The 13,972-nt window shown below is 58.6% G+C and carries 12 protein-coding genes; 10 read left to right on the top strand and 2 right to left on the bottom strand.

Features of this window, described 5'->3' with window-relative positions; genetic code table 11:
- Positions 1-28: 28 nt before the first annotated feature.
- Positions 29-412, bottom strand: coding sequence for an ATP-dependent Clp protease adapter ClpS (gene clpS, locus ACYZT4_RS03620; protein WP_034146919.1), 384 nt, complete (start codon positions 410-412; stop codon positions 29-31).
- A 225-nt stretch (positions 413-637) separates the two neighbouring features.
- Between clpS and cspD the strand changes: the two genes are divergently transcribed.
- Positions 638-928, top strand: coding sequence for a cold shock domain-containing protein CspD (gene cspD / locus ACYZT4_RS03615; protein WP_461985299.1), 291 nt, complete (start codon positions 638-640; stop codon positions 926-928).
- Between the two features lie 70 nt (positions 929-998).
- Here cspD and icd read toward each other — a convergent pair whose 3' ends face one another.
- The gene (gene icd, locus ACYZT4_RS03610; protein WP_008033986.1) at positions 999-2,255 is read right to left on the bottom strand and encodes an NADP-dependent isocitrate dehydrogenase; all 1,257 of its coding nucleotides are present in this window, start codon (positions 2,253-2,255) and stop codon (positions 999-1,001) included.
- 505 nt (positions 2,256-2,760) lie between these two features.
- Here icd and ACYZT4_RS03605 point away from each other — a divergent pair.
- The 9 genes from ACYZT4_RS03605 (at position 2,761) to aceA (ending at position 13,352) form a co-directional block, all read left to right on the top strand.
- Positions 2,761-4,986, top strand: a complete 2,226-nt coding sequence (locus tag ACYZT4_RS03605; RefSeq protein WP_461985298.1) for an NADP-dependent isocitrate dehydrogenase — start codon at positions 2,761-2,763, stop codon at positions 4,984-4,986.
- Between the two features lie 214 nt (positions 4,987-5,200).
- Positions 5,201-5,647: an NUDIX hydrolase gene (locus ACYZT4_RS03600; protein ID WP_461985297.1), complete on the top strand. Its 447-nt coding sequence runs from the start codon at positions 5,201-5,203 to the stop codon at positions 5,645-5,647.
- 59 nt (positions 5,648-5,706) lie between these two features.
- Positions 5,707-6,831, top strand: coding sequence for a tRNA 2-thiouridine(34) synthase MnmA (gene mnmA / locus ACYZT4_RS03595; protein ID WP_461985295.1), 1,125 nt, complete (start codon positions 5,707-5,709; stop codon positions 6,829-6,831).
- Positions 6,828-7,451, top strand: coding sequence for a high frequency lysogenization protein HflD (gene hflD / locus ACYZT4_RS03590; RefSeq protein ID WP_461985293.1), 624 nt, complete (start codon positions 6,828-6,830; stop codon positions 7,449-7,451). Before mnmA ends, hflD begins: the two co-directional genes overlap by 4 nt.
- 127 nt (positions 7,452-7,578) lie before the next feature.
- Complete coding sequence (gene purB / locus ACYZT4_RS03585) at positions 7,579-8,949, top strand: adenylosuccinate lyase (protein ID WP_461985291.1); 1,371 nt, start codon at positions 7,579-7,581, stop codon at positions 8,947-8,949.
- A gap of 86 nt (positions 8,950-9,035) precedes the next feature.
- Positions 9,036-10,205: a ribosomal protein uL16 3-hydroxylase gene (locus ACYZT4_RS03580; RefSeq protein WP_461985290.1), complete on the top strand. Its 1,170-nt coding sequence runs from the start codon at positions 9,036-9,038 to the stop codon at positions 10,203-10,205.
- On the top strand, positions 10,198-10,623 hold the full coding sequence (locus ACYZT4_RS03575; RefSeq protein WP_461985288.1) for a GNAT family N-acetyltransferase: 426 nt from the start codon (positions 10,198-10,200) through the stop codon (positions 10,621-10,623). The genes ACYZT4_RS03580 and ACYZT4_RS03575 overlap by 8 nt, the downstream gene beginning before the upstream one ends.
- Before the next feature lie 158 nt (positions 10,624-10,781).
- Entirely contained in the window at positions 10,782-11,543 is a 762-nt protein-coding gene (locus tag ACYZT4_RS03570) for a secretin N-terminal domain-containing protein (RefSeq protein WP_461985286.1), read from the top strand.
- Positions 11,544-12,026: 483 nt separating this feature from the next.
- Positions 12,027-13,352, top strand: a complete 1,326-nt coding sequence (aceA, locus tag ACYZT4_RS03565) for an isocitrate lyase (RefSeq protein ID WP_033057066.1) — start codon at positions 12,027-12,029, stop codon at positions 13,350-13,352.
- Positions 13,353-13,972 lie beyond the last annotated feature (620 nt).

Below are 13,972 nucleotides of genomic sequence, written 5' to 3'. Positions count from 1 at the left end.
CTTCACCTCATACCCAAGTGGTCGGCGATTAACCGTCCTTCTCGATTTCACAGAGTAGCGGATGCTGGCTTTCCCTGGCGTACTGGTTGACCTGCATGGCCTTGGTCTCGGCAATGTCGCGGGTAAACACTCCACATACTGCCCGTCCTTCTGTGTGGACGGCCAGCATGACCTTGGTCGCCAGCTCGCGATTCAGGTTAAAAAACACCTCGAGCACTTCGACGACGAAATCCATCGGTGTGTAGTCATCGTTGAACAAAACCACCTTGTACATCGGCGGCGCCTGTAAAGCAGGCTTCGCTTCCTGAACAGCAATGCCTGCGGAATCGTCGTCGTGTTCCTCCGGATGATCTTTTTGGAGAGTCGGGCGATCCTGATTGAATGTTAGTCGAATCTGGCTAATTGCATGCATGGAAAGAAAGGTTCGTCAGTTGTGCGAATACAGTAGTGGGGACGGCTTTGAACGATTTCAACTCCGACTGCCGGGTCACCTTGACTATCGGCAAAACGGTGTTACAACCAATAGAGCCCACAGTGGGTAAAAAAGGTCCGCGGAGTCAATCTTATTTACAGGATTCGACTGCGGATGTACTGGATGATACTCCAGTGATGGAGTCTGTTGCAGAGGGATATGGGTATGTCAGGCGTTAAGGACACAGAGCCAGTCAAAGGCACTGTAAAAGGCAAGGTCAAATGGTTCAACAATGCCAAGGGTTATGGATTTATCAACAAGGATGGTGAGAGCGAGGATCTGTTCGCCCATTACTCGGCCATCCAGATGGGCGGTTACAAAACCCTGAAAGCCGGCCAGGCGGTCGTCTTTGACATTATCCAGGGACCCAAAGGTTTGCACGCCGTCAACATTGGCACACCCGAGGACACTCGGACAGTCACCGCGCCTGCCACGCAGCAGACCGTTACGGCGTAAACCGCTGCACGTCACCCAGTCATAAAAAACCGCCCGACTCGCTTGAGCCGGGCGGTTTTTGTGTGCCTGCTTACATGTGCGAAATCAGTGCATCACCAAAACCTGAGGACGACACAAGCTTCGCGCCGTCCATCAGACGTTCGAAGTCATAGGTCACGGTCTTCGCGGAAATCGCGCCATTGGTGCCCTTGATGATCAGGTCGGCCGCTTCGGTCCAGCCAAGGTGACGCAGCATCATCTCGGCGGAAAGAATCAGCGAGCCCGGGTTGACCTGGTCTTTGCCGGCGTACTTCGGCGCAGTACCGTGCGTCGCTTCGAACATGGCGATGGTGTCGGACAGGTTCGCACCTGGCGCAATACCGATACCGCCCACTTCCGCCGCCAGGGCGTCAGAAAGGTAGTCGCCGTTAAGGTTAAGGGTCGCGATCACATCGTATTCGGCCGGGCGCAGCAGGATCTGCTGGAGCATGGCGTCGGCGATGGCATCCTTGACGATGACGTTCTTGCCGGTTTTCGGGTTCTTGAACTGCATCCACGGCCCGCCATCGAGCAGGGTCGCGCCGAATTCTTCAGCCGCCACTTCGTAGGCCCATTCCTTGAAGGCACCTTCGGTGAACTTCATGATGTTGCCTTTGTGCACGATGGTCAGCGAGTCGCGATCGTTGTCGACCACGTATTGCAGGGCCTTGCGCGCCAGGCGCTTGGTGCCTTGCAGGGACACCGGCTTGACGCCGATCCCACAGTTTTCGTCGAAACGGATCTTGGTGACGCCCATCTCTTCTTTAAGGAACTTGATGACCTTGGTCGCTTCAGGCGAACCGGCCTTCCACTCGATACCGGCATAAATGTCTTCCGAGTTCTCGCGGAAGATCGTCATATCGACGTCGCCTGGCTTCTTGACCGGGCTCGGCACACCTTCGAACCAACGCACCGGGCGCAGGCAGACGTACAGGTCGAGTTGCTGGCGCAGGGCCACGTTCAGGGAACGGATGCCGCCACCGACCGGCGTGGTCAGGGGGCCCTTGATGGAAACCACGTAATCCTTGACTGCGTCGAGGGTTTCCTGAGGCAGCCAGGTGTCCTGATCGTAAACCTGAGTCGCTTTCTCCCCGGCGTAGACTTCCATCCAGGAAATTTTGCGCTCGCCGCCGTAAGCCTTCTTAACAGCAGCATCGACAACCTTGATCATGACCGGGCTGATATCAACACCAATACCATCGCCTTCGATGAAGGGGATGATCGGGTTGTTAGGAACATTGAGAGAATGGTCCGCGTTGACGGTGATTTTGTCGCCGACGGCTGGAACCTGAATCTTCTTGTATCCCATGCTGAACTCCATTGTTTGGATTGAACATCTGGCTTGGTCCGAGCGTACCCCAGTTAAATCGGCACGCAAACCCTCTGTTCCATCCATCTGCCGCAAAGCTGCACAGTTCGCGGGGTACAAGCCTGAAAGCAAAGGGAAAAGTGCCAAACTCAAGCACGTTCGACGACTCTACGCCCCACCCTCCCCTGCGACCTTTAGACCAATGGACGAGAATCGTGGCGTATGAACCATCGGCAGATTGCCAGCTACCTATGTATAATGCCGCCGCTGACCGCAGAGTCACGCCGACCGACCTCCTGTATCTGAATAAGAAGCCGAGGGTCAGGGCCCGAAAAGCAGGATTGTTACGAGCAGTCCACCCGCTTGACGCTCGACTGATGCACCCAACATCACCGCGCACAAATCTCGACATTCGGCTCATGGATGACTTTGAACGAACGCGCTTACCCGGCGCCCCTCGAGTTTCTGCGCACGCTTTAGCAAAGAAGAGAGAGTTAATCCGAATATGCCCACCCGCTCGAAGATCATCTATACCTTCACCGACGAAGCCCCAGCCCTCGCCACCTATTCACTGTTGCCTATCGTAGAGGCCTTCACCGCCTCGGCTGATATCGCCGTGGAAACCCGCGATATCTCTCTTGCAGGGCGCATTCTGGCCAGCTTCCCCGAGCAATTGGGTGACAAAGCCGTAGCCGACCACCTCGCCGAACTGGGCGACCTGGCCGTTACGCCTGAAGCCAACATCATCAAGTTGCCGAACATCAGCGCTTCGGTTCCGCAACTGCAGGCCGCGATCAAAGAGTTGCAAGCCCAGGGCTTCGCACTGCCGGACTACCCGGAAACCGTGAGCAGCGACGCCGACAAAGAAACCAAGTCGCGTTACGACAAGATCAAGGGCAGCGCCGTTAACCCGGTTCTGCGCGAAGGCAACTCCGATCGTCGTGCGCCGCTGTCGGTCAAAAATTACGCACGCAAGCACCCGCACAAAATGGGCGCCTGGGCTGCGGACTCCAAGTCCCACGTCGCCCACATGAGCACCGGCGATTTCTACGGCAGCGAAAAAGCCGCCCTGATCGACGCCGCTGACGCCGTTAAAATCGAACTGATCGCTCAAGACGGCACCACCACCGTCCTGAAAGAAAAGACCACAGTGCAAGCCGGTGAGATCCTCGATTGCGCAGTCATGAGCAAAAACGCGCTGCGCAGCTTCATCGCTGCCGAGATCGAAGACGCCAAGGCCAAGGGCGTGCTGCTGTCGGTTCACCTCAAAGCCACCATGATGAAGGTCTCCGACCCGATCATGTTCGGCCAGATCGTTGCCGAGTTCTATAAAGACGCACTGGCCAAGCACGCTGATGTGCTGGCACAGATCGGCTTCAACCTGAACAACGGCATCGGCGACCTGTACGCTCGCATCAAGGCCTTGCCGGCCGAGCAGCAAGCGCAGATCGAAGCGGACATCCAGGCGGTCTACGCCGTGCGTCCGTCGTTGGCGATGGTCAACTCCGACAAAGGCATCACTAACCTGCACGTGCCGAGCGACGTCATCGTTGACGCCTCGATGCCGGCCATGATTCGTGACTCTGGCAAGATGTGGGGCACTGACGGTCTGCTGCACGACACCAAGGCGGTGATCCCGGATCGCTGCTACGCCACCATCTACCAGGCAGTGATCGAAGACTGCAAGGTAAACGGCGCTTTCGACCCGACCACCATGGGCAGCGTGCCAAACGTTGGCCTGATGGCGAAAAAAGCCGAAGAGTACGGCTCCCACGACAAGACGTTCCAGATCAAGCGCAACGGCGTTGTTCGCGTCACCGACAGCAAAGGCAGCCTGCTGCTTGAGCAATCGGTTGAAGCCGGCGACATCTTCCGCATGTGCCAGACCAAAGACGCGCCGATCCAGGACTGGGTCAAACTGGCCGTCAACCGTGCTCGTGCAAGTGCGACCCCAGCGATCTTCTGGCTGGACCCAATGCGCGCTCACGATGGCGTAGTGATCGAGAAAGTTCAGGCTTACCTGAAGGATCACGACACGTCGGGCCTGGACATCCGCATCATGTCCCCGGTTGACGCGATGGCGTTCACCCTGGGCCGCACTCGCGATGGCAAGGACACCATTTCGGTGACGGGCAACGTATTGCGCGACTACCTGACTGACCTGTTCCCGATCATGGAACTGGGCACCAGCGCCAAGATGCTGTCCATCGTGCCGTTGATGAATGGCGGCGGCCTGTTCGAAACCGGCGCTGGCGGTTCGGCACCGAAGCACGTTCAGCAGTTGCTGGAAGAAAACTTCCTGCGCTGGGATTCCCTGGGCGAGTTTCTGGCCTTGGCCGCTTCCCTTGAGCACCTGGGCGTTACTTACAACAACCCTAAGGCGCTGGTTCTGGCAAAGACCCTGGATCAGGCCACCGGCCAGTTCCTCGACAACAACAAGTCGCCATCGCGCAAAGTCGGCAACATCGACAACCGCGGCAGCCACTTCTACCTGGCGCTGTACTGGGCTCAGGCCCTGGCTGCCCAGACTGAAGACGCTGCACTGCAGGCGCAGTTCGGCGAGCTGGCAAAAACCCTGACCGAGAACGAGGCAACCATCGTTGCCGAGCTCAACGCCGTTCAGGGCAAACCAGTCGACATCGGCGGTTACTACCACGCCAATGCCGAGCTGATCAGCAAGGCCATGCGCCCGAGCAACACCTTCAACGCCGCGATCGCTGCGCTGGTTTAAGGTTGTAGGGATGTATAGACGCCCCGGCCCAGTGCCGGGGTTTTTTGTGTGTGGCATCAACACACTCTTACTGGCGCACTCCAACCCTGTAGGAGTGAGCCTGCTCGCGATAGCGGTATATCATTCAACACCGGTTTTGCCTGACCCACCGCTATCGCGAGCAGGCGCACTCCTACATTGATTTTTATTCCAAGTTAGAAATCGAGGAAATCCCATGGACTGGCAACCCCACATCACCGTCGCCACCGTCGTCGAAGACAACGGCCGCTTCCTGATGGTCGAAGAAACCAAGGGCGGACGGACGGTACTTAACCAGCCCGCCGGTCACCTCGACCCGAACGAAACACTGACCGAAGCCGCCGTGCGCGAAACCCTCGAAGAAACCGGCTGGGACGTCGAGGCGACAGGCGTAGTGGGTATTTACCTCTACACCGCGCCCAGCAACGGCGTGACTTACCAACGGGTCTGTTTCACCGCCAAAGCGCTAAAGCATCACCCAGACTATCAACTCGACGACGGCATCGTCGGGGCGAAATGGCTGACCCGTGACGAGTTGCTGGCACAGCGTGCAAACTGGCGCAGTGAGCTGATCATCCACTGCATCGATGATTATCTGGACGGCAAACACTTCGGTCTCGAACTGATCCGCCCTTCTCTTTAGCCTTGCGGGCTCCGGCCTGTTAGAATCGCGTCCTTTTTCAAGACACTCATTGAATCCCTATGCGTGATCCAGCCCCTTCTGACACACAAAAGACGCGCGTCATTGTCGGCATGTCCGGCGGCGTGGACTCTTCCGTTTCTGCTCTCCTGCTGATCGAGCAGGGTTACGAGGTGGAAGGCCTGTTCATGAAGAACTGGGAAGAAGACGATGGAACGGAATACTGCACCGCCATGGATGACCTGGCGGACGCCCAGGCTGTCTGCGACAAGATTGGCATCAAGCTGCACACCGCCAACTTCGCCGCCGAATACTGGGACAACGTGTTCGAGCATTTCCTGGCCGAATACAAGGCCGGTCGCACGCCGAACCCGGACATCCTGTGCAACCGCGAGATCAAGTTCAAGGCGTTCCTCGACTACGCCATGGTGCTCGGCGCCGACCTGATCGCCACCGGCCACTACGTGCGCCGCCGTGACATCGACGGTCGCACCGAACTGCTCAAGGGCCTGGACGCAAACAAGGATCAGAGCTATTTCCTGCACGCCGTCGGTGGCGAACAGATCGCCAAGACCCTGTTCCCGGTCGGCGAGCTGGAAAAACCCGAAGTGCGCGCAATTGCCGAGAAATACGAACTCGCCACCGCGAAGAAAAAGGATTCCACCGGGATCTGCTTCATAGGCGAACGCCGCTTCAGCGACTTCCTCAAGCAATACCTGCCGGCGCAACCGGGCGACATCAAAACCACCGAAGGTGAAGTCATCGGCCGCCATCACGGACTGATGTACCACACCATCGGCCAGCGCCAGGGCTTGGGCATCGGCGGTTTGAAAGACGCCAGCGACGAGCCGTGGTACGTGCTGATCAAGGACCTGGAACACAACGAGCTGATCGTTGGCCAGGGCAATGACCACCCTTACCTGTTCTCCCGCGCCCTGCTCGCCTCTGACATCTATTGGGTCAACCCGATCGACCTGAGCGAACCGCGCCAGCTGACCGCCAAGGTTCGATATCGCCAGGGCGACCAGCCATGCACGCTGGAAAAAACTTCCAGCGGCTACCGCGCGACCTTCGATGACCCGCAACGCGCGGTCACTCCCGGTCAATCCGTGGTGTTTTACGACGGTGAAATCTGCCTCGGCGGCGGCGTAATTGAAGTGGCTGAGCCATGGAGCAGCCAAGCATGAGCCCCACTCAGGAGCAACTGACCGCGCTGGGCGGCGTATTTCTCGCCGCCGTGCTGGTCGACAAAATCGCCAAGACCGGCCAGACCACCGAAGCCGGCCTGACGTGCATGCTCGGCAGCCTGCTGATTCGCGACCCCAAGGACACCCTGGAAGTCTATGGTGGCGACGACATCAACCTGCGCGAAGGCTATCGCGCATTGATCGGCGCCCTTGAACGCGACCCAAGCACCCTGCAACGCGAACCGCTGCGCTATGCCCTGTCGATGCTGGGCCTGGAACGTCAACTGGCCAAGCGCGGCGACATGCTCGACGTGATCGGCAAGCGCCTGCCGCAGATCCAGTCCCAGGTCGAGCACTTCGGCCCGGCGCACGAAAACGTGATCGCAGCGTGCGGCGCGTTGTACCAGGACACCCTGAGCACCTTGCGCCAACGGATTCAGGTCCACGGCGACATGCGCAACCTGCAGCAACCGAGCAACGCCTCGAAAATCCGCGCGCTGTTGCTCGCCGGAATTCGTTCGGCGCGCCTGTGGCGGCAGTTGGGCGGCCATCGCTGGCAGTTGGTGATCAGCCGTCGCAAGCTGCTCAAAGAGCTTTACCCGCTGATGCGCAGCAGCTGAACCGCGCCCGCTCCAACGTTTTGTAGTCAGTAACGCGTAATACGCTGGTCAGTTGGCAACGGACCGGCGAATTTTTTCATGTATGATACGCGCCCCATTTCGTTGCCCGACTGTCCGAGAACACCCCATGCAGCTTTCTTCGCTCACTGCGGTTTCCCCTGTTGACGGCCGCTACGCCGGCAAAACCCAGGCCCTGCGCCCAATTTTCAGCGAATACGGTCTGATCCGTGCGCGCGTTCTGGTAGAAGTGCGCTGGCTCCAGCGCCTGGCCGCTCACACGGGCATCAGCGAAGTGCCGGCGTTTTCCGCCGAAGCCAACGCTGTGCTGAACACCCTGGCGGAAAACTTCGCTCTGGAGCACGCCGAGCGTGTCAAAGAGATCGAGCGCACCACCAACCACGATGTCAAAGCCATCGAGTACCTGCTCAAAGAGCAAGCGGCCAAATTGCCGGAACTGGCGGCTGTCAGCGAATTCATCCACTTTGCCTGCACCAGCGAGGACATCAACAACCTGTCCCACGCGCTGATGCTCCGCGAGGGCCGTGATGATGTGATGCTGCCGCTGATGCGCCAGACTGCCGAAGCCATCCGCGAACTGGCCATTCGTTTCGCTGACGTGCCGATGCTGTCGCGCACCCACGGTCAACCGGCCTCGCCGACCACCCTGGGCAAAGAGCTGGCAAACGTGGTTTACCGTCTGGAGCGTCAGATCGCTCAAGTCGCAGCCGTTCCGTTGCTGGGCAAGATCAACGGCGCTGTCGGCAACTACAACGCGCACCTGTCGGCGTACCCTGAAATCGACTGGGAAGAAAACGCCCGCGCTTTCATCGAAGACGAACTGGGCCTGGGCTTCAACCCGTACACCACGCAGATCGAGCCGCACGACTACATTGCCGAGCTGTTCGACGCGATCGCCCGCTTCAACACCATCCTGATCGACTTCGACCGCGACATCTGGGGCTACATCTCCCTGGGTTATTTCAAGCAGCGCACCATCGCTGGCGAAATCGGTTCGTCGACCATGCCGCACAAGGTCAACCCGATCGACTTCGAAAACTCCGAAGGCAACCTGGGCATCGCCAACGCACTGTTCCAGCACCTGGCGAGCAAACTGCCGATTTCCCGCTGGCAGCGCGACCTGACCGACTCCACCGTCCTGCGCAACCTCGGTGTCGGCTTCGCCCACAGCGTGATCGCGTACGAAGCGAGCCTCAAAGGCATCAGCAAACTTGAGCTGAATGCGCAGAAGATCGCGGCTGACCTGGACGCTTGCTGGGAAGTCCTGGCCGAACCGATCCAGACCGTCATGCGTCGCTACAACATCGAAAACCCGTACGAGAAGCTGAAAGAATTGACCCGCGGCAAGGGCATCAGCCCTGAAGCGCTGCAAACTTTCATCGACGGCCTGGACATGCCTGCCGCCGCCAAGGCCGAGCTGAAATTGCTCACCCCGGCGAACTACATCGGCAACGCTGTAGACCAAGCCAAGCGCATCTGATCGACCGCTGTACCCGTTTGAGACGCCCGGCAGCGCCGGGCGTTTTTATTCCCGTCTGAAAAGTGCATTTTTTCAATAGGTTACACATGAATCCTGACATTCCTCTGCAACTTCTGGGTGGCATCACGGCGCGCGAATTCCTGCGTGACTACTGGCAGAAAAAACCGCTGCTGATCCGCCAGGCGATTCCTGATTTCGAAAGCCCGATCGACGCCGACGAACTGGCCGGCCTGGCGCTGGAAGAAGAAGTTGAATCGCGCCTGCTGATCGAACACGGCGAGCGCCCGTGGGAATTGCGCCGTGGCCCGTTTGCCGAAGACGAATTCAGCAAACTGCCGGAAACCGAGTGGACCTTGCTGGTTCAAGCGGTTGACCAGTTCGTGCCGGAAGTCAGCGAACTGCTCGAGCACTTCCGCTTCCTGCCGAGCTGGCGCATCGACGACGTGATGATCAGCTTTGCTGCCCCGGGTGGCAGCGTCGGTCCGCACTTCGACAACTACGATGTGTTCCTGCTGCAGGGTCACGGCAAGCGCAACTGGAAAATCGGCCAGATGTGCAACTCCGACAGCCCGCTGCTGCAACACGCGGACCTGCGCATCCTCGCTGATTTCGAAGCCACCGAGGAGTGGGTTCTGGAACCGGGCGACATGCTTTACCTGCCGCCGCGCCTCGCCCACTGGGGTGTGGCCGTTGATGACTGCCTGACCTATTCCGTGGGTTTCCGCGCACCGAGCGCCGCTGAAGTGCTGACCCACTTCACCGACTTCCTCAGCCAGTTCCTGACGGACGAAGAGCGCTACACCGACGCCGACGCCCTGCCTGCGGTCGATCCGCATCAGATTCAGCACGACGCCCTTGATCGCCTGAAAGGCTTGTTGGCCGAGCACATGAGCGACGAGCGCCTGCTGCTGACCTGGTTCGGCCAGTTCATGACCGAGCCGCGCTACCCGGAACTGGTCGCCGGCCCGGAAGACGTCGAAGAAGACGATCTGCTCGCCAGCCTCGAGCAAGGCGCCATCCTGATTCGCAACCCGAGCGCCCGCCTGGCCTGGTCCGAAGTGGATGACGACCTGCTGCTGTTCGCCAGCGGCCAGAGCCGTTACCTGCCGGGCAAATTGCGCGAGCTGCTGAAACTGATCTGTGCCGCCGACGCCCTGCACACCGACAACCTCGGTGAGTGGCTGAGCGACGAAGACGGCCGCGGCTTGCTGTGTGAACTCGTCAAGCAAGGCAGCCTGGGGTTCGCTGATGAATAAAATTCACGTACGTGTCGCAGACTGGCAAAAGGACAACGCCGAGATCCGGCGCATTCGTGAGACGGTGTTCATTGCCGAGCAAACCGTTCCGCCTGAACTGGAATGGGATGCTGATGACGCAACAGCGGTGCATTTTCTGGCCTTCGAAGGCGACTTCCCGATTGGCACCGCCCGCCTGCTGCCTGACGGGCATATCGGCCGGGTGTCGGTGCTCAAGGACTGGCGCGGGCTGAAGGTCGGCGATGCGCTGATGCAAGCGGTGATCGGTGAAGCCGAGAAACGCGGGCTGCAGCAGCAGATGCTGAGTGCGCAGGTGCAGGCCACGGCGTTCTATCAGCGCCTGGGCTTCAGTCTGGTCAGTGAGGAGTTCCTGGAAGCCGGGATTCCGCATGTGGACATGGTGCGGCATTCGCCTTGAGACCGAGGTGAACCCATCGCGAGCAGGCCCTGAAACACACCGCAAACGCCCCGCCATTCTCGGATGCCGGGGCGTTTTGCTGCCTACGATTCAACTTGCCCCACGCCGGGCCGACAAACTGGCAAACTCAAGACATCAATAGGCCGGAGATAACGGATATGTCCCTACGCACCCTGCTCACCACGCTGCTGCTGACCGGCAGTCTTTCGGTCATGGCCGCCACCGAGATCGTGCCGCTGAACTACCAGACCAGCACCGACATGCTGCCGATGGCGCAGGATTTTATTGGCAAGGAGGGCCAGGTCAGCGCCTATGGCAACCAACTGATCGTCAACGCCGATCAGCGCAAGATCGACGAACTTAAGGCGCTTATCGCCCAACTCGACATTCAGCCCAAACGCTTGCTGATCACCGTCGACACCAGCGAAAACAACTTTCAGGGCGACCAGGGTTACTCGGTGAACGGCGCCAAACCCAGCCAGACGCGGATCATCAATCGCAGCACCGACAGTCGCGATGGCGGTATCCAGCAAGTGCAGGCCAGCGAAGGCACGCCGGCACTGATCCAGGTCGGCCAAAGCGTACCGCTGACCAGCACACAGAGCGATTCCTACGGCGATCTGCGCAGCCAGACCGAATACCGCAATGTCACCCAGGGTTTCTACGTCACCGCCAGCGTCACCGGCGACATCGTTCACCTGACGATCAGTACCAACCGTGACCGTATGAGCCAGGAGCGTCCCGATGTAGTGAACGTGCAGAGCACCGACACAACCGTTACCGGCCGCCTCGGCGAATGGATCACCCTGGCCGGCATGAATCGCCAGACTCAGGCCGACAAACAGGGCGTGACCCGCAGCTACTCGACTCAGGGCAGGGATGACATGACCCTGCGGGTGAAAGTCGACACTTTGGACTAAACCACCGAAAACTGACTGATTAGTCGTATTAGACCAAAGATGTAGTGCCTTAAAAAAAGCACTACAAAACGTTTGACGAGCCAAAAAAGCAAAGGCATGATGGCCTCGCTCCCGCTAATCAGGGGCCCTGGCAAGGGCCTTCGAGGCGATGCTCGCATCTACCCCGCGAGCCGTTTCGTGTCTGTACCGCCCACAAGGTGTGTTTGACGAGGTTGCCGACTGGAACGAAGTTGTCCCGAGGGACGGAAGCGTATTTAGGTAACCCGGCATCACACTGAAGTTCGTATAAAGGCCCACGACGCCCGAATGCGCTCGCCAGTCCGCCCTTACCTGCTCACTTCCCCTCGAGCCCATCGTTCATCCCGTCGCCAACCCCGCCGAATTCGACCTGACCGCCTAAGCTTCTGGTCTGCGAGCGCACGAATTTTTCACCGCAGCACAACTTTCCGTATTTTCGTAAAAGACGCGACGAGGTTTATCTCCATGGCACTGACACGCGAACAGCAAATTGCAGCCCTCGAAAAAGACTGGGCTGAAAACCCACGCTGGAAAGGCGTGACACGCGCTTACTCCGCTGCTGACGTCGTCCGCCTGCGTGGCTCGGTTCAACCTGAGCACACCTTTGCAAAACTCGGCGCCGAGAAGCTGTGGAACCTGGTCACCCAGGGTGCCAAGCCGTCCTTCCGTCCAGATAAAGATTTCGTCAACTGCATGGGCGCCCTGACCGGCGGCCAGGCTGTACAACAAGTCAAAGCCGGCATCCAGGCAATCTACCTGTCGGGCTGGCAGGTTGCTGCGGACAACAACTCCGCCGAATCAATGTACCCGGACCAGTCGCTGTACCCGGTGGATTCGGTTCCAACCGTGGTCAAGCGCATCAACAACTCGTTCCGTCGTGCTGACCAGATCCAGTGGAAAGCCGGTAAAGGCCCGGGCGACGAAGGTTATATCGACTACTTCGCGCCAATCGTGGCTGACGCTGAAGCCGGTTTCGGCGGCGTGCTGAACGCTTACGAGCTGATGAAGAGCATGATCGAAGCAGGCGCCGCCGGCGTTCACTTTGAAGACCAACTGGCTTCCGTGAAAAAATGCGGCCACATGGGCGGCAAGGTACTGGTTCCTACCCAGGAAGCCGTGCAGAAGCTGACCGCTGCCCGCCTGGCGGCTGACGTTGCCGGCACGCCGACCATCATTCTGGCGCGTACCGATGCTAACGCTGCTGACCTGCTGACGTCCGACTGCGACCCGTACGACCAGCCATTCGTGACTGGCGAACGTACCCAGGAAGGTTTCTACAAAGTGCGCGCCGGTCTCGACCAGGCGATCGCTCGCGGCCTGGCTTACGCGCCGTACGCCGACCTCATCTGGTGCGAAACCGCCAAGCCGGATCTGGACGAAGCTCGTCGCTTCGCTGAAGCGATCAAAAAGGAATACCCGGACCAACTGCTGTCGTACAACTGCTCGCCGTCCTTCAACTGGAAGAAAAACCTGGACGACGCGACCATTGCCAAGTTCCAGCGTGAACTGTCCGCCATGGGTTACAAGCACCAGTTCATCACCCTGGCCGGCATTCACAACATGTGGCACAGCATGTTTAACCTGGCGCACGACTACGCCCGCAACGACATGACTGCCTACGTGAAACTGCAAGAGCAAGAGTTCGCTGACGCTTCGAAGGGCTACACCTTCGTGGCTCACCAGCAGGAAGTGGGCACCGGCTACTTCGACGACATGACCACTGTGATTCAAGGTGGCTCGTCTTCGGTGACTGCACTGACCGGTTCGACTGAAGAAGAACAGTTCCACTGATCGGCTTCGCCTGAACGATCGGCCGTTGCGGACCGAATAAAAAGCTAACCGCAACGCCGCGCATCTGACGCCCCGACTGGTTCGGGGCGTTTTTTTGTCCATGATTTAACAACCACCACAAAACCTTGTAGGAGCGAGCTTGCTCGCGATGAACGGGAGGGCGCCCCGGGGTGTCAGGTGGCCAGCGTCACCTTGACCTCCATCGCGAGCAAGCTCGCTCCTACAGGGGGCGGCGGCGATCCGGAAAGAGAGTGATCCATATCGGTATCGATGGCAGAAAAATCGAATAAAACGTGTGCCGCCGCTACATGGAGTAATCGCCATATAAGACAACTTTCCACCGACTCACCCATTAAACAGTTTAAAAACCGACTCAAACAATATTGATTATCATTTAGCTGCAACTATGTTCGTTACAGCCATCACAAAACATATTTGATGAAAAGCCGGCTAATGCCCGCAACGCCTGGGCTGCGTGGCTTTTGACGGACACTATGTCCTTATTCCCATAAATAATTTCGCTATAGGAATTTTACTTGCACGGTGTTGTGCCATAAAATCAGCGGGATTGATTGCTGCGACATATCGTCACTGCTTTGTTACTTTTTCAAGCTCAGAGA

Source organism: Pseudomonas sp. GB2N2, from assembly GCF_054897705.1.
This window is presented reverse-complemented; position numbering and strand designations above follow the sequence as displayed.

Coding starts and splice junctions, on each gene's coding strand:
- clpS (WP_034146919.1), bottom strand. CDS start 412: ATGCATGCAATTAGCCAGATTCGACTAACATTCAATCAGGATCGCCCG.
- icd (WP_008033986.1), bottom strand. CDS start 2,255: ATGGGATACAAGAAGATTCAGGTTCCAGCCGTCGGCGACAAAATCACC.
- ACYZT4_RS03605 (WP_461985298.1), top strand. CDS start 2,761: ATGCCCACCCGCTCGAAGATCATCTATACCTTCACCGACGAAGCCCCA.
- purB (WP_461985291.1), top strand. CDS start 7,579: ATGCAGCTTTCTTCGCTCACTGCGGTTTCCCCTGTTGACGGCCGCTAC.
- ACYZT4_RS03580 (WP_461985290.1), top strand. CDS start 9,036: ATGAATCCTGACATTCCTCTGCAACTTCTGGGTGGCATCACGGCGCGC.
- mnmA (WP_461985295.1), top strand. CDS start 5,707: ATGCGTGATCCAGCCCCTTCTGACACACAAAAGACGCGCGTCATTGTC.
- aceA (WP_033057066.1), top strand. CDS start 12,027: ATGGCACTGACACGCGAACAGCAAATTGCAGCCCTCGAAAAAGACTGG.
- ACYZT4_RS03575 (WP_461985288.1), top strand. CDS start 10,198: ATGAATAAAATTCACGTACGTGTCGCAGACTGGCAAAAGGACAACGCC.
- ACYZT4_RS03570 (WP_461985286.1), top strand. CDS start 10,782: ATGTCCCTACGCACCCTGCTCACCACGCTGCTGCTGACCGGCAGTCTT.
- hflD (WP_461985293.1), top strand. CDS start 6,828: ATGAGCCCCACTCAGGAGCAACTGACCGCGCTGGGCGGCGTATTTCTC.
- ACYZT4_RS03600 (WP_461985297.1), top strand. CDS start 5,201: ATGGACTGGCAACCCCACATCACCGTCGCCACCGTCGTCGAAGACAAC.
- cspD (WP_461985299.1), top strand. CDS start 638: ATGTCAGGCGTTAAGGACACAGAGCCAGTCAAAGGCACTGTAAAAGGC.